Source organism: uncultured Roseobacter sp. (assembly GCF_947499265.1).
Classification (GTDB): Bacteria; Pseudomonadota; Alphaproteobacteria; order Rhodobacterales; family Rhodobacteraceae; genus Roseobacter.
Genome location: NZ_CANMNK010000008.1, coordinates 157,252 through 173,110, shown reverse-complemented (window position 1 = coordinate 173,110; position 15,859 = coordinate 157,252). Strand labels below are relative to the sequence as shown.

Genomic DNA, 15,859 nt, shown 5'->3' with positions numbered 1-15,859 from the left:
TTGCCACCACGCAACGTCAAGAGTACATCGATGACGGCAAAGAGCGCCATTTCACCATGTAAAACAAGGCAATAGGAACCCCCAGCTGAGGATTAGTCACCCGATATCTTCAGCCAGCGATCAAGAAGCGTCGGACAGTGGCACCACCGCCTGCCGATAGAGGTGCCACGTGGCGTGCCCCAGGATCGGCAACACGAAGATGAGCCCCACAAAGAGGGTGATGACGCCAATGGAAAGCAGCGCCACCACAATGGCGCCCCAGGCGGCAACGGTCCTTGGATTACGCTTGGCGATGTTCAGTGAGGTGACCACCGCAACCGGCAATCCGACGCTGCGGTCCACAAGAAGCGGAAAAGAGACAAAGCTAATCGCCAAGACAACAGCGGCAAAGACAAAGCCGACACCACTGCCCACCAAAATCATCATCCAACCCGGAAAAGTTGTAAGCGCATCCTGCAAGAAACCTGAAATTGAGTCCGGTGTCCCGGGCCCCAGGGTCAGGCCATAAATGAAGTGCGCGCAGATCATCCAGACAAAAAATATCGCGGCCAGGAACCCGCCCAATACGAGAATAGGGAAAATGGACGGAGAGGTCACAACCCTGAAGCCATCCCCCCACCCGGTTTTCACCCTCTGCTCCCGTCGTCGGCTCATTTCGTAAAGCCCAACCGCTGCAACCGGCCCCAACAGCGCAAAGCCCGAAACCAGCGGGAACAGCAAATAGAGGACCTGATTGTTCAGCGCAAACCAGGTCAGCATCAAGCCCACGATCGGATAGATCACCACGATGAAAATCACATCCGTGCGCAGGGCCAGAAAATCTGCACGTCCTTTGCTGAGCGCTTCCTTGAGATGAGACAGATCAATGTCGCGGATCTGCACCTGACCATCCTCTGCGCCCCCCAATTCCTGCACGCCGGTACTGATGCCCTGAGCGCTGCCGCCAAAAGCCTGAGCAATCCAAGAGAGTGGGTTACCAATTGTCTGAACCATGCCATCCTCCGTCGCTCCGGTCGGAGCAGTGAAAAGAGTTGTAGGTCGTTCCAAAGAGATCAATTGAAGCGAGTGTACCACATTTGGCGCGCGTTGTCGTGCACAGTGGGGCGCGGCCCTCTGAACCGGGACAACATAGTGGCGTCGGCGCAAAGAGCCGCGTAGTGTTGAGGTTTTGAAGACTGGAGATGATTAGTGCCACCAGAGGATAAAACCACCGCGCATTCCACACCCGCAGACGACAGCAATTACCCGCGTCTTGAAAACCAGATCGCCTGGTACGATGCCAAAAGCGTAACGTCGCAACGCCGGTATTTCGCCTTGAAATCCCTGCAAATCATAATCGCGGCGGCTATTCCGGTTGTGTCCTTGATCGACCCTACCAAGGCCGTTGTGCCCGGCGCGCTGGGTGCGCTTGTTCTGGTGCTGGAGGGGTTTCAGGAGCTGGGAAGCTACCGGCAAAACTGGCAGAAATATCGCTCCTCCTGTGAGGCGCTGCGGCATGAAAAGTATCTCTACATGGCCGGGTCCGGGCCCTATACCGATGCGGATGTGGAAAAGCGCACGCGGCTTTTGGCCGAAAGAGTCGAGGCGATGATTTCAGAAGAGCACACGAATTGGGTCGCTCAGTTCAAAAACAGCGAGGGTGCCGCGCCGCAGACGTAAATGCGCCCTGAGGGGATATCGGCGCGAAGGGTCGTTCAAGCTGGGGCGAGCGGCCAAGGCCTCGCGCGACCTCTCGTACGAAAGTGGATTTCCGGGATACCGGCTCCAGTTTTAATGCGCATGAAACCCTGCTTCTCAGCCACCAAGGCCAAACCAGCATGTGATTGGAGAAAACCATGCGGAATATACCCGAAATCCTGAACTGGCGTCGGATCAATGACAAAATCAGCCTGTCCGGTCAGCCCACGGAAAACCAACTCTCCAAAATCAAGGATTTGGGGGTGACCCACATCATTAACCTCGGGCCGCATTCCAACAAGGGCGCGCTAGCGGACGAAGCGGGGACGGTAACCGCCCTGGGGATGGAATATGTCTACATTCCGGTGGATTTCGAGAACCCGACGCAGGACGACTTCGATGCCTTCTGCGCGGCGCTGGAGCAGCTTGAGGATCAGCCGGTACATGTGCATTGCATCTACAACGCAAGGGTGACCGCTTTTTTCTATCGCCATGCGCAATCCGGCCGCAGCCTTTCGAAAGAGGCGGCCTTTGAGTTGATGGACGGCATTTGGCGCCCTGGGGGCGTTTGGGCCGCGTTCATCGGGGACGCGCAGAGTGTTCATCTGCCCAACAGGTATTCAGGGGACGACTACTGACCCAGAACCCCCGCACATGGCTGCAAAGTAACGAGAGGATTTTACTTAAATCGCTCGTTTTCAATGTCTTGAGCGAGTTTCTTATCTGAAATACAGTATTTGGGGGCGTCTCGAGGTGCCAATGGCTGGTGAAAGCGCGTTCTCCCTCTATGTTGCCGCAGGCATTGCCTGTGTGGTGGTGGTTGGCTTCTTGTTCCCACCGTTGACGACACGCGGCCCCGCTGTAGAAGCGGACGCAGCCTATCAAACCCATGTCATTGGCGAATTGGCCTACTGCCGATCCAACAGAAGTGACGTGAATTGCGCGTGTTTCGCGCGAAAAGCCGGACATATCATGTCTTTCGAAGGGCCGCAGGTCCGCGGTTTTGTCTATGCGGACAGGTCGGAGTTGGCCCGCGGCCAAGCTGGCAACAGCTGCTAGAAGAATTTTTCGCAGCCGTACCGCAAAGACATCCCCAACAGACGGCTTTACTCCTCATCAGAAACTAGCGCTTCATAAGCGGAATTAGGCAACAAGGTGCGCCACAAACCACCTGACGCGAGATCAAATCCGTGACATCACCGGAAAAAGGAACTGTTTCGAGCGCTTCTGCGCTCTATGTTTGGTTTGTGGTTAAAAGTACGGAGTAGAGTTATGTCCCTGAGAATTATTGTCATCGCGGCGACTATGATGCTGAGCGCATGTGCGACCATCAGCGAAGAAACACGTACCCCTGCGGTCTTGGAGGGCGGGTTCTACGGCGGCGAACGATATGAGTTGAGAACGCGCCTGCTGGAGGGTCCGAATGGCACCTATTCGCAGACCAGCGTTGTTTACAGAGGTCTTGCCCGCACGTGCATTCTTGACAGCCCCAATGATTGTGAGCTCAAGGCGCGGAACCTGATCGACGAGTATAACGAGACACGCTTCTGATCCGTTTCGCCCTATGGACGGCGGTTGCCCCTGACGTTCCGCAGAAATGGCGGCAATTCTTCCGCCCTTAATGCGAACCAAGCTGCGTTCAAGGATATGCCCTTGAGATATTTGCTCCATGCGGCGCGCTATTGAATGCTTCTCAGAACGCTGATTGACCTGCTTGGGGCCTCGCCAAACTCTTGCCGATAATGTTTGGCAAAGTTGCTGACACTGGAAAAACCGGCAGCGTGGGCGACCTCTGCGACCGTATTGTATTGATCCAGCAGGATCAGATTGCGCGCAAAATTGAGACGCACAGACCGGATGAAAGACGCAGGCGACTGCCCGTTCGCCGCCTTCAACCGGCGGCCAAGTGTCTTTTGACTGACGGCCAGTGCGGAGGCCAGCCTCTCGACGCCAAACTCCTGATCGGCGATGTGATCGAGAACGCTTTCCGTGGCCTGCTCCAGAAACTGCTGCCGGGCGGACAGGTGCTCTTTGTTCTCCGGATCATCCGCCAGAGCGGTCTCCAGCGCCTCCAGGCGCGCGGTTGTTGTCTTTTCCGCTTCACGGTGCTGTTGCTTGATGTCTTTGACCTGCTGTCCAAGCGTTGCGAGTTCGACGACCGCCGAGCGCCGCTCTGTTTGCATGGCGCGCACCATGGTCGAGATGGCCATCATCATGAACAGCGTTTCACCGACAATGGCCAGATAGTAGCCCCAGGACAACGGGCGCAGCAGCACCAGATCATAGGCATAGGTCGCGCCGGTGATGTTCATCGGAAAGATGAAAAAATAGACCGCAATGAAGAGCCCCAAACTCAACGACAACAACGCGCAGGCAATGGGTTTGGCCTGTGGCAGCCCGGCCATGATCTTGCGGATCGCGATGGTCAGCAGGATCAACGGGCTGATGAAGTAGATCAGATGCAGCGGCCCGGAGAGCTGCCAAGGGTCCACCACCGCCAGCCCGATCACGACGATCACCACTGCCGACAGCAACGTGAAGAGACGCTGCCAAACCCATGTATCTTCTTGGACATTTAGCAAGACGCGGCAGTATTGCACAATCGCCAAGGTACCCAGCCCGGCGAAGAATTCAGTGACCGGCGCAAGTGTGGTCACAGGAAGCGTCACGCCGAAGAATTTGCTCAGCCAGCCATCATAGATGAACGAATAGATAAACAGGCACAGGACGTAGAGCGTATAGTATTGATAGAAACGCACATCGATCTGCCGGAACACGATCAGGCTGAAAAGCGCGATTGTCGCGACATATCCCAGAAAAAGGGCGGTCATGATCAATTTCAGCGTGCTCCAGCCGAAGAATAGGTCTGCGGACATGATCACCGCGGTGATGGTGGGGGCGAAGGTGCCACCAAGACGCAGATAGAACACCCGGTCATCCTCCGGCTGCATGGTAACGTCGAAACCCGTCCGGATGGCGGTGTTATCCCTGTCCGCAAGGTCAACGGTGCGACCGGTTCGCGCTACTTCGGACAGCGTCCCGCCCTGTTCTTCGAAGAGGATCACCTCGTCAAAGATCGTCTCCATCAGGCCGATCACCCAGTGGCGTGTGCCGTCATGCGGGTTCGACAGCGCAAATCTCAGCCACAGCGCCTGGGAGGGCAATGGCGCGGCAAAAATGCCGCTGCAGGTGCGGGGCTGGAAAGCTTGAGCGATTATGCTGTCCGGCCCGATGGCGGCCGTATGATCGAGAAAATACTCCGCCCGCAGCGGACGCAACCGATCATCCGGCGCATCGGATAACGCGTGCGCCATGGGAGGCACATCTCCCGCCTGCAAGCAGGCAGCGGCTGGCCCTGCGGTGCCTTCTGCCCCGGTGGATCCGGCGCTGAGCGACAGCAAAAGCAGAACGCAGGCAATCACATATGTCCTGATCATCGGCCCCCAATCGACAGTCTTCATTTCCAGTCTTGTATGCGAATTCGCCGCGCCCAACTGCCTTCATTTGGGACAAATTTGAGCGCGTTTGGGTCAAATGACCGCCACCCCGTTTTCTTCGCGCAACAAAACTGGCTTTGATGATGCCTGTAATTGACGCGCACTTCAACTCTGACGGGAACTTCCGTGAGGCACGTACAGGCCATGCGCCCGTGGGCGACCCGCGTCTTGCACAGCGCGCAGTCGCACACGGCATTTTTCGTGCGCATGAAATGTTCCGGACACCTGTCGAGCAGGACCATTTTAAAGGAGACATTGATGTGATCATTAAAACCCTCGCTCTCGCCGCGCTCACCGCCAGATCGGGCTTCGCGGCCAGAGCATCTGTGACCCTCTTTGGAAATCAGCCTGGATCAGGTCCTGCAGACAGTTTCAATTTGACTACCGCCACTGCGCATTCCTCGGGCTTCTCAACGGCTCCCCCTGCAACATTTGCGCGGTTCACCAAGACTCAGACATCTGCCGTACCGTTGCCCGCACGAGGCTTTCTTTTGTTCACAGCATCCGCCGTTTTGAGCGCGGTGCAGGTGCGGCGAGCGACATCCGCGACCGGCTGAGACCGAAATGAAATGCAAAGGACGGCGTCGTTGACGTCGTATCGCACGTTATGGATGACCATGCTCACGCGGAGGCTTTCGGACCGACGATCAGCGACAGCCGCGTCGCTGGTGACAGTCGCGATGTGGCGGCGACGGCGGCAACTCGACCCTCCGGAGCCTGGCTGCGCGACCTGCCCGCGATCCTCTCCGCCGGGCTGATCTGCGGCCTGCTCACCGCCATGTTTGCCATCTCGGCGGCGGCTTTGCTGTTCTCCACCGTTCTCAGCACACATATCACGCTGGCCATCGGCATCTGCCTTTTTGGAACCATCGTCCTGAGCGCGGTCATCGCACTCTTCAGTTCCTGTCCGGGGATGGTGTCGGTGACGCAGGAGGTCACGGTTGTCACCCTCGCGGTGATCGCGGCCTCCATCCACACCCGTATGTTCGCGACACATGGTGAGGCGGAGACACTGGCCACCATCATCGTCATGATCGGGCTGGCGACGGCCATGACGGGTGTGGCGCTTTTTGCGATGGGCGCGTTTCAGTTGGGTCGGCTGATCCGGTTCATTCCCTACCCCGTACTGGCCGGTTTTCTGGCAGGTATGGGCTGGTTGATCGTCTCGGGCGCGATGGCCGTGGTGCTAGGCGCGCCCGTCACCGCGCAGAGCCTGCCCGCCCTGTTGGAAACTGCAAACCTGATCAAATGGCTCCCGGCGGTAGTCTTCGCGTTTGTCGTAGATCTTGCGGCCCGGCGCAGCGGCAGCCCGCTGGTGCTGCCCCTGGCCATCGCCACCTTCCTGCTTTTGTTCCACGCAGGTGCCTGGATGCTGGACCTGTCCACGGCAGAGTTGCAGCGACAGGGCTGGCTCTTTGAACCAGCGCAGGACGGCAGCATCAGCCTGCCCTTTTATGGCAACCCGCTGGCGCAGGCCGATTGGGCCATCATCTGGTCGGAAATTCCCAAGATGACAGCGCTTCTGGCGATCAGCGCCGCCGCCCTGCTGTTTGCGTCGAGCGGTATCGAGCTTTCTGTCCGCCGCGATATTGATCTGGACCGCGAACTGCGCGCTGCGGGCTTTGCCAACATGCTGGCCGGCGCGGGCGGCGGCGCGGCTGGGTTTCAGGGCCTGGGGCTGACCATATTGGCCCATCACATGGGCGCGCCCTATCGCATCACGGGCGTATTGGTGGCCGGGGTCTGCGCCGCAGTCCTGTTTTTCGGAGAAACTCTGCTCAGCTTCATCCCGATCCCGCTCTTTGGGGGGCTTTTGCTCTGGATCGGTGGCGGGCTGCTCGTGGATTGGCTGATCAGCGTGTCCGCCAGAGTGTCGCGCCGGGAGTATCTTGTTGTTTTACTGATTGTTTTGCTGATCGTGACGGTTGGATTGCTGGAGGGTGTTGTGGTCGGTGTCTTTGCCGCAGCCGCGCTCTTTACCCTGGAATATGCGCGCGTCGACGTCGTCAAATATGCCATCACCGGCGAAACCTATCACAGCCGGGTCGAGCATGATCCCGACGATCAGAACTACCTTCGGACATCCGGAGCTCAAACGCTTGTCCTGCGCCTGCAGGGGTTCATTTTCTTCGGCAGTGTTCACAAGCTGCATCGGCGCGTCGGGGAGTGCTTTGCCAAACCCGAGGATTCCGCCATTCGGTTTCTGGTCCTGGACTGCCGGGATGTTACCGGGTTTGACTCATCCGCGGTGCAGAGCCTTACCAAAATCTGCGGTATCATACGGGCGAAGGAAGGGCGGTTGATCGTCTGCGGGTTGAAACCGCCCATCTCCGAACGGTTGAACAGGCTGCTCTTGGGGGGCACAGATGCACCGCCCCTTCTTTACTTTGAGGAAGTGGATCAGGCGCTTGCGTGGTGCGAAGACCGCCTGCTGCACGACTGGCAGGACCGCCCCAGCAAACACCAAACACACCGCATCGCGGACCAGATGGCGCGCGCGCTTGGCCACCCGGAGGCGTTTCAGACCCTGCAGCCCTATCTGGAGAAAATCGAGCTCGCGCCGCAGTCCGCGCTGATCCAGCAGGGAGAGGGTTGCGCGGACATCTATTTCATCGAGAGCGGCTCCATCAAGGTTCACCTTAACACTGAGGATGATCGGCCCGTTCACCTGCGAACCCTCGGTCCGGGTACGATTGTGGGGGAGATGTCCTTCTTTTTGCAACGCGCACGGACGGCATCGGCCACCGCTGAAACAGCTGCCACGGTCTGGCGGTTGCGTCAGCAGCATCTGTCGCGCATGGCGCAGGTAGAGCCGCAATTGGCCCATGCCCTCAACAGCTATTTTTTGCGCACAATCGCCGAACGCCTCGACCAATCAAACCGCGTCGTGAAATCATTGACCGATTAGTGGCGCGGGGGTTTGCGACAGGCACAGCTGCTCTTTGAAAGTCTCCTAGCCCCTCAAGAATGTGTCAGAACCGGTTTTGTTTTGCCGGTGGAATGGATGGTGCGGAGCCAATTTTGGAGGCAGATATGCTTCAGCTTTTATGCGTGGTTGAACTGTGCCGGACGTCGGGTTGAGATGGGGTCTAGCGGGTCCAATGGCTTCGGAAGGTCAAGCCCGGTTCGAAGTGTTTCAATGAAAAATGGTTCAATTGGGACGGAAGCTGGTTTCGATGATCGACGCGAAGCCCAGTGACTCACGGGACGGCCCAAATGCTGCCGCTGCATTGGTCGATCAGGTAATCGAGAAACACCCGGACCTTCGGTGACAGAACATTCGATTTTGGATAGACCAACCAAAGTGCTGTATCCGCTTGAGCGGTCCAACCAGGTAAGACCTGTCGAAGCCGTCCATCACGCAACTCCTCATCAACGTTCCAAATTGAGTTTATTGAAATACCGGCCCCGTGTACTGTAGCCGCCTTAAGGTTCGTGCCGTTATCGATTATCAGTCTGCCGTTTGCCATTCGTGGCTCAAATATGCCTGATCGCCCATCCGGCCCGTGGAGGGTGCGCGCCGTCAGATTTTTGAATGCGATAAGCTGGTGCTTTGCCAGATCATCAGGACCTTCAGGAAGTCCAAACGCCTCGATGTAAGCTGGTGCAGCGCATAGAACCCTTGTGTCATCTGCGATTTTGCGGCCCTTCATGCTCGAATCGTCAAGCACCATGTTTCGCAGTGCGAGATCAAAACTGCCGTCAATGAGATCAAATTCGGCGTCCGACAACCGCATATCCAATGTGATTCCGGGATATCGTCTCAGAAACTCTGCGACAATTGGGGCAATGTAGAGTTGTGCAAAAGAGCTGGGAGCAGTGAACCTCAGCGTCCCGGAAATCTCTGTCTCTCCCTTGCCGAGGGCTGCCATAGCCGCCTCCTCTTGCGCAATGATTTCGCGCGCGAAGGGCAAGAACTCAGCACCTTCCAGTGACAACGCAACTTTTCGGGTGGACCGATGCAGCAAGTCCGCACCGACGGTTTTTTCAAGCTTTGCCAGTCGAGCGCTTGAAACGGCTGGGGCCATGCCCAGGTCTCTGCCAGCAGCGCTGATGTTCAGCTTCTCGGCGGCCAGCACAAAAAGGCGGAGCGCTTCTGTATCCATGTGATTATATCCAAAATCCGAATTTAAAACTCACCTTTGGGCAATTTATTCGAATTCTTCAATGGTTATGTTCGGCTCAGGCGCGCAAATTTGAAATGGAGAACCACTATGCCACGCACTGGGGTCGTAAACTATCATGTGCACAAACCGGAAAGTCAGGCGTTCGAGATAGACGCTGACGGCATCGTCGGGAACCTGGTCTCGCCAGAGCTAGTTTCTACGAGGGTCACAATCCAAGATGCCCGCGAGGACGGAAAGCCGATCTCCTTCGCACGGGATGGGATTGCTTTTGAGACCCACCCCTCTGCTGTGCAGGACTTCGCTAGCGGGAACTGGCAGCTGACGTATGACGTAGAGCTCTCCGAATTGCTTCGCGAGAAGCTGGGGGTCAAGGAGGTCATTGTTTTCGACCATACCGTGCGGGAGGACGATCCAAACTCTGACCGCAAACCCGCCCGGAACGTTCACAGCGACTACAGCACGGAAGGCGCCGAAAAGCGGCTTGTGGACATCCTTGGCGCAGACCGCGCGGCGGAGTGGTCCAAGGGTCATTATGCGTTTATCAACATTTGGCGGCCCGTTGGGACGACGATCAATTCGGCCCCCTTGGGCTTTGTCCGGCCCATGTCCGTCAAGCCGGAAGACTGGATCCTCATCGACTTGATCTATCCTGACCGTCGCGGCCACATTATGGGTCTGGCCGCGAACACGGAGCATGAGTGGGTCTATCAATCCAAGATGACTCCGGACGAGGTGGCCTTCTTTAACATTTACGATAACCGCGACCTGCCATCCGTGGCTCACAGTGCAATTGATATGGTCGAAGATCCCGCCGTCACGACCATCCGCAGGAGCATAGAAAGCCGTACTTTGGTGCGCTACTGAGACCGCAACGACGGTCGAACCCCTCAAGCTCCATCGGGCAAAACACGCAGAGGACGAACACATGACCAAAACTATTCTTATAACCGGCTCAACCGATGGTATCGGTCTGCTGACTGCGCAGAAGCTGGCGGCCGCAGGTCACACTGTTTTGTTGCATGGTCGGAGCGACGACAAAATTGAAAAGGCCGCCGCCGAGGTGGCAGGCACCCCCAAGGGCTATCGCGCGGATCTGAGTAAGATGGGCGAGGTTGAAGCCATGGCAGAAGCCATCCTCGCCGACCACACTAGGCTGGATGTGCTGATCAACAATGCCGGGGTTCTCAAGGCGCCAAAGGCCCGCACCGAAGCTGGTCGCGATATCCGTTTCGACGTCAATACCATTGCACCTTACATCCTGACCCGCCGCCTCTTGCCGATTATTCCAAAGGAGGGGCGTGTCGTGAACCTGTCTTCTGCGGCCCAAGCCCCTGTTGACGTCTTCGCCATGACCAGCTTCCGCCCGATGGGGGATATGGAGGCCTATGCTCAAAGCAAGCTGGGGATCACACTCTGGACTGCCGAGATGGCAAAGCAGATGAAACAAGGCCCCGTGTTCGTCGCCGTGAACCCCGGTTCGCTCTTGGCATCCAAAATGGTCAAGGAGGGCTTCGGCGTGGCGGGCAATGACCTGAGCATTGGAGCGGATGTCCTGGTCCGCGCTGCGACGGGTCCGGACTTCGCAGATGCCTCTGGCCGCTACTTCGACAACGATAGCGGACGGTTCGCGACGGTAGATGCAGCAGCAAGCAACCCAAGACACGTCGGCGAATTCATGTCGGCGCTTGCGCAGATCGCTGAGCAGCGCTTGCTCCGTGGATAACGCGCCCCTCTAATTGCGTTAACCTGCAGTGGGAGGATGAAACCATGGGTGAGCCTGCACAAGGTGAGTGCTTTGAGGATATCATCAAAGCATCTTGGGAAAGATGCGAGCTCAAGCATGGGTTGGTGAGAACAACAGCGAAACCAGTGTTGCGGTTACAGGCGTCTGAAGTAACGCCGCGACTGGACGAACTTCTCGAGCGGAGCGGTGGAGAACTTGAGATCTTTGGTGAGTTGTCCAGGCTCGGCATGGATTCTGGTCATTGTCTCGTCATCACTGACGCCGATGGCATTGTCGTCCGGTGTGAAAGCCCCTCTTCAACCCGTGAGGCCTTTGAGACCAATGGTATCGGCCTGGGATCGTGTTGGGACGAGCGCGTCGCCGGCACCAACGGTGTATCTATTGCGATGGGTGCGGGTGATGCTGTGACCGTTCGCGGATCTCAGCATTACCATAACAGCCTGACCCCTTTTGCCTGCACTGCCGTCCCAATGCTCAACGCCGACAACGAAACGATTGGGGCTGTCAGCCTGTCGGCTTTCGACAGGGGCAGTCCGACCGACTACTTGATTGCAAAGAAGCTGCTGCTGTCTGCCGTTGGAAAGATCCAGAGCAAATTGTTTGAAGACAAATACGACCGGCATACCATTGTGACCGTTGCCGCCGCGGGCTCTGGCGATCTTCTGAGACAAAATGGTTTGGTAGCGATCGACGAGAAGGGTGTCATCCTCGGCTGTACGGCCCGCGCGCATGAACTGGCCGGGATACATATTGAGACGGATCTGCGTGGACGGCAGTTCGACGGCGTGTTTGGGGCTGTCTCCGAGGCAGCAATGTCCGTGCCGCGTCGGGTGCAGAGCGTCACCGCTGATCGACAACCTGGGTTGAGCTTCACCGTCCGCGGCCCGCATGAAGTTTCTGGGGCCGTACCTGGCTGGCGACCCGGGTTGGCGAAGCAACCTGTCAGCAATCTACGGGTCCAGATGGGTCCGACCCTGGATGATTTGTCCCGCGGCAGTTGTGCGATGGCGACCAACTGCGAAAGGATCCAATCTCACATCGGGCGGGCAACACCCATTCTGATTGAAGGCGAGTCAGGGACTGGAAAGTCTGCATTGACGGCTGCGGTCGGTCGGTCGCTTGGGTTCGGGGAAGAGCAAATCGTCACGCTCGACTGCGCTTCGATGTGGGACGCGCAAGACAGTCGGGAGCTTGTGAAGAACTTCTTCGGACAGGCGCGCGTGATCCAGGCCCTGGGGTGTGGAGAACAGGGAACCACCGTCTTGGTGCTCGACAACGTCAGTGAACTGCCGTCGTTTTCGCAAGCGGGGTTGCGTACACTTCTCGATGAGCTCGAACGTGACATCTTGCTTTGGGACCGACAACACGCGGAACCGGGGCTGCGGATCGTGGCGCTGAGCCGAAACAGCCTTTCGGATGTCGTTGAGCAAGGGCGGTTTCGCGAAGACCTCTACTATCTTCTGGCCGGGACGGTTATCGAACTTCCGCCGCTACGAGAACGTGAGGGGTTGCCCGAACTCGCGCTCCATGTAGGATCGCAGATCGCTGGGGCTGAAATCCAGATTACACAAGAAGCCCAAGAGATGCTCGCCACTTACGATTGGCCGGGCAATGTCCGCGAATTGCGCAATGTCTTGCAGCAAGCCCTTCTCGAGGGCACCGGGACTCGTATTTCGCCGGTGGAACTCCAGCCATTCCAGTCAAGGATTACAAAGCGGTCACCAAGACGGCAATGCGCTAATGACGAATTTCGTCGACCAATCCGACCAGCATACGACGAAAGATCTATGCTTTTGGATGCGTTGAACAGCACACATTGGAATGTGTCCAAAGCGGCCCGCGTTTTGGGCATTGGACGTGCAACACTTAATCGCAAGATCAAGCAGCACGGGATCGCGCGCCCGAACTAACCTCAGCGCCAGCCGAAACACTGTCGTCAACCCTTTGGATCAAGCTCCATGTAAGCACCCCAAAGACTTGGTAACTGCCGTGGGCCCCCTGCTAGTCTCGAGACGGTGACCCATTTGCCGAGTGCTGTTACCTAACCTTCGGAGAGGTGTGAGGCGGTCCAGGCGTCCGTTCGTGCTGCGTCGCCCAGAAGTCGATCTGCGGATCTCCAACGCGTCGATGACCGGCCTGAGGTAGCGCCTGACCTGACAGACAACATCGACTGATCGCCTTGATGTTGGCCTGGCGGCTCAATGCGGGGTGAGATGGCACTGCGGTCCCAGGTGAGGACCGCAGCAAGACTGACCCCTCAGGGCGCCTCGACCAAAATCTTGATCTGGGACTTTTCCGCGACAAGCGTCTCGAAGCCCTCTGAGACGATATCATCAAGGCCGATACGTTTCGTCACCAGCTTCTCTGCCGAGAAATGCCCCTGTTCCATCAGAGACATCACCGCGGGATAGATGTTCCGATAGGCAAGTGTGCCTTTGATCTCCCGTTCCTGGATGACGACCGTATTGGGGTGGAAGCTGGCTTCGGTTTCCCAGATGGACACCACCAAGGTCTGGCCCGCCACTTTCGTAGAATTGATCGCCTGTGGCAGAACCGAGGGCACCCCGGTCACCTCAAAGGCCACATGCGCACCACCTTTCGTGTGCGACTGAATGCGCTCGACCGGATCCACCGCCGTAGGATCGAAGGCTTCCTTCGCACCAAGTTCGAGGGCCTTCTGCCGCCGGGTCTCCGACGGCTCAACCACATAGATCTCAGACGCACCGGCGATGCGCAGTGCTTCAATCACCAAAAGCCCGATGGGCCCGGCGCCGAAGACAGCGGCCTTGTCTCCCGCCTGAATGCTGCTCTGCCGAATGGCGTGCAGCGCCACAGCCGCAGGCTCCACCAGCGCGCCTTGTTCGATGGAAAGGCTATCGGGCATCCTATGCACCATGTTGGCAGGCACGACGGAATAGGAGGAGAACCCCGCAACCCCACCAGAGAGCCCCATGAACCCGAGCTTTTCACACAGATTATATTTCCCATCACAACTGCCCGGGCACTCCTCGCAGCGATAGATCGGCTCAATGGCGACCCTGTCGCCCACGGAGAAACCTTCGACGCCTTCACCAAGACTGACGACCTCGCCGCAGTATTCATGCCCCATGATGATTGGTGCCTTATCGTGGCTGAGCGGGTGCTCCGCCTCAATCGGAATAAAGATCGGACCGGCCAGGTATTCATGAAGATCGCTGCCGCAAATCCCGGCCCAGGCCACCTTGATCTTGACCTGGCCTTTTTGCGGTTCGGGTTCGGGGACCTCTTCGACGCGAATGTCCTTCGCACCATGCCAACGTGCTGCTTTCATCAGTCGCTCCTTTCGTTGCTGCTTAGATTTGCTTTGGAAAGTGGTCGTACTTGGTGTTTGGGAGCGTTTATGACAGGCCGCCCCGGTCCTGCATTGATCCCGATCAGTAGTGGATCACCCGGTCATAGGCATCGAGCACGCTTTCATGCATCATCTCGCTCAAGGTGGGATGGGGAAAGACGGTCTCCATCAGATCCTGGCCAGTCGTCTCAAGCTTTTGCCCGATGACATACCCTTGAATGAGTTCCGTAACCTCTGCGCCGACCATATGTGCGCCCAGAAGCGCGTCGGTTTGAGCATCGAACACGGTCTTGATCAGGCCTTGAGAGTCGCCGAGCGCGATGGCCTTGCCATTGGCCTGAAAAGGGAAGCGGCCCACACGGACCTCATATCCGGCTGCTTTTGCTTGCGCCTCCGTCAGGCCCACGCTGGCGATCTGAGGGTTGCAATAGGTGCAGCTGGCGATGGTCTCTGGTTTCACGGGATGACCTTCTCGACCGGCAATCATTTCGGCCACCATCACACCTTCATGGCTCGCCTTATGGGCCAGCCAGGGGCCGGCCACGACATCCCCGATGGCATAGAGACCCTCCACGCCGGTCCGGCAATAGGGATCGGTCATGATGTGGCTGCGGTCTACCTTCACACCCGCTCCGCTCAGACCCAGCCCCTCGACATTGCCGACGATCCCCACGGCAGAGATGACAGTATCGAATTCCTCTGCGGTGATACCGTCTGGTGTCTCGATGTGGACGACGACCTTATCGTCGTGGCGGTCTAGCCGGGCAACCTTGGCGCCTTCCAATATCGTCATCCCCCGCCTCTCAAACGCCTTCTTGGCAAACGCCGCGATCTCGGCGTCCTCAACCGGAAGGAGGCGCTCCATCACCTCAACCACCGTCACGTCGGCGCCGATGCCATTGTAGAAACTGGCGAACTCGATCCCGATGGCCCCTGATCCGATGACCAGAAGTTTTTTGGGTTCATGGGGCGGCTGCAGCGCGTGCTTGTAGGCCCAAACGCGTTTCCCGTCGCTCTCCAGATCGGGCAGTTGCCGGGCGCGCGCTCCGGTGGCCACAATGATGCTGGCTGAGTGCAGCACCTGCTCCCCATCGTCCGTAGTCACAACGACTTTGCCTTTCCCGGCCAGACGGGCCTGGCCCATAATACTGGTCACCTTGTTCTTGCGAAATAGATACCCCACGCCATTGGAGAGTTGTTTCGCCACAGCGCGGGAGCGTTTGACGATGGCCTCCAGATCAGGCGTCGGGGCGTCGATGTTCACCCCAAAGTCCTTGCCCCTCTGGGCAAGATGCAGCACCTCGGCAGAGCGCAGCATGGCTTTGGTCGTAATACAGCCCCAATTGAGGCAGATGCCGCCAAGGTGCTCCCGCTCGATACAGGCGACATTCAGGCCCAGTTGCGCGCCCCGTATGGCGGCAACATAGCCGCCGGGCCCGGCCCCAATGACGATCATATCGTAGTTCTGGTCGGACATGAGATG

At 57.8% G+C, this 15,859-nt stretch carries 13 protein-coding genes; 8 read left to right on the top strand and 5 right to left on the bottom strand.

Annotated features, from left to right (window positions below; genetic code table 11):
* Positions 1-120 precede the first annotated feature (120 nt).
* Positions 121-993 (bottom strand): DUF2189 domain-containing protein, encoded by an 873-nt coding sequence (locus Q1A63_RS21430; RefSeq protein ID WP_299632460.1) that lies wholly within the window; start codon positions 991-993, stop codon positions 121-123.
* A gap of 195 nt (positions 994-1,188) precedes the next feature.
* Between Q1A63_RS21430 and Q1A63_RS21425 the strand changes: the two genes are divergently transcribed.
* The 4 genes from Q1A63_RS21425 to Q1A63_RS21410 all read left to right on the top strand — a co-directional run bounded on the left by Q1A63_RS21425 (position 1,189) and on the right by Q1A63_RS21410 (position 3,228).
* A complete protein-coding gene (locus tag Q1A63_RS21425) occupies positions 1,189-1,659 on the top strand; it encodes a DUF4231 domain-containing protein (RefSeq protein WP_298975521.1) in 471 nt (156 codons plus the stop codon).
* 176 nt (positions 1,660-1,835) lie between these two features.
* The gene (locus tag Q1A63_RS21420; protein WP_299632459.1) at positions 1,836-2,315 is read left to right on the top strand and encodes a protein tyrosine phosphatase family protein; all 480 of its coding nucleotides are present in this window, start codon (positions 1,836-1,838) and stop codon (positions 2,313-2,315) included.
* A 121-nt stretch (positions 2,316-2,436) separates the two neighbouring features.
* A complete protein-coding gene (locus Q1A63_RS21415) occupies positions 2,437-2,736 on the top strand; it encodes a hypothetical protein (RefSeq protein WP_299409202.1) in 300 nt (99 codons plus the stop codon).
* Positions 2,737-2,949: 213 nt separating this feature from the next.
* Positions 2,950-3,228 (top strand): hypothetical protein, encoded by a 279-nt coding sequence (locus tag Q1A63_RS21410; RefSeq protein ID WP_299632458.1) that lies wholly within the window; start codon positions 2,950-2,952, stop codon positions 3,226-3,228.
* Between the two features lie 128 nt (positions 3,229-3,356).
* Here Q1A63_RS21410 and Q1A63_RS21405 read toward each other — a convergent pair whose 3' ends face one another.
* Complete coding sequence (locus Q1A63_RS21405; protein ID WP_298975528.1) at positions 3,357-5,138, bottom strand: helix-turn-helix domain-containing protein; 1,782 nt, start codon at positions 5,136-5,138, stop codon at positions 3,357-3,359.
* Positions 5,139-5,781: 643 nt separating this feature from the next.
* On the opposite strand from Q1A63_RS21405, the gene Q1A63_RS21400 reads away from it, so the two are divergent.
* Entirely contained in the window at positions 5,782-8,082 is a 2,301-nt protein-coding gene (locus Q1A63_RS21400) for a SulP family inorganic anion transporter (RefSeq protein WP_298975530.1), read from the top strand.
* Between the two features lie 292 nt (positions 8,083-8,374).
* On the opposite strand, the gene Q1A63_RS21395 is transcribed toward Q1A63_RS21400, so the two are convergent.
* Entirely contained in the window at positions 8,375-9,280 is a 906-nt protein-coding gene (locus tag Q1A63_RS21395; protein WP_299632457.1) for a LysR family transcriptional regulator, read from the bottom strand.
* 108 nt (positions 9,281-9,388) lie between these two features.
* Here Q1A63_RS21395 and Q1A63_RS21390 point away from each other — a divergent pair, with 108 nt between their 5' ends.
* From Q1A63_RS21390 to Q1A63_RS21380, 3 genes are all read left to right on the top strand, one after another.
* Positions 9,389-10,165 (top strand): CmcJ/NvfI family oxidoreductase, encoded by a 777-nt coding sequence (locus tag Q1A63_RS21390; RefSeq protein ID WP_299632456.1) that lies wholly within the window; start codon positions 9,389-9,391, stop codon positions 10,163-10,165.
* 61 nt (positions 10,166-10,226) lie between these two features.
* Positions 10,227-11,024: an SDR family NAD(P)-dependent oxidoreductase gene (locus Q1A63_RS21385; RefSeq protein WP_298975532.1), complete on the top strand. Its 798-nt coding sequence runs from the start codon at positions 10,227-10,229 to the stop codon at positions 11,022-11,024.
* Between the two features lie 44 nt (positions 11,025-11,068).
* The gene (locus Q1A63_RS21380; RefSeq protein WP_299632455.1) at positions 11,069-12,955 is read left to right on the top strand and encodes a sigma 54-interacting transcriptional regulator; all 1,887 of its coding nucleotides are present in this window, start codon (positions 11,069-11,071) and stop codon (positions 12,953-12,955) included.
* 347 nt (positions 12,956-13,302) lie between these two features.
* Here the strand turns inward: Q1A63_RS21380 and Q1A63_RS21375 are convergent, their stop codons facing one another.
* Together Q1A63_RS21375 and lpdA are read right to left on the bottom strand one after the other, a co-directional pair.
* A complete protein-coding gene (locus Q1A63_RS21375) occupies positions 13,303-14,355 on the bottom strand; it encodes a 2,3-butanediol dehydrogenase (protein WP_298975534.1) in 1,053 nt (350 codons plus the stop codon).
* Between the two features lie 103 nt (positions 14,356-14,458).
* Positions 14,459-15,853, bottom strand: coding sequence for a dihydrolipoyl dehydrogenase (lpdA, locus tag Q1A63_RS21370; protein ID WP_299632454.1), 1,395 nt, complete (start codon positions 15,851-15,853; stop codon positions 14,459-14,461).
* Positions 15,854-15,859: the final 6 nt, after the last annotated feature.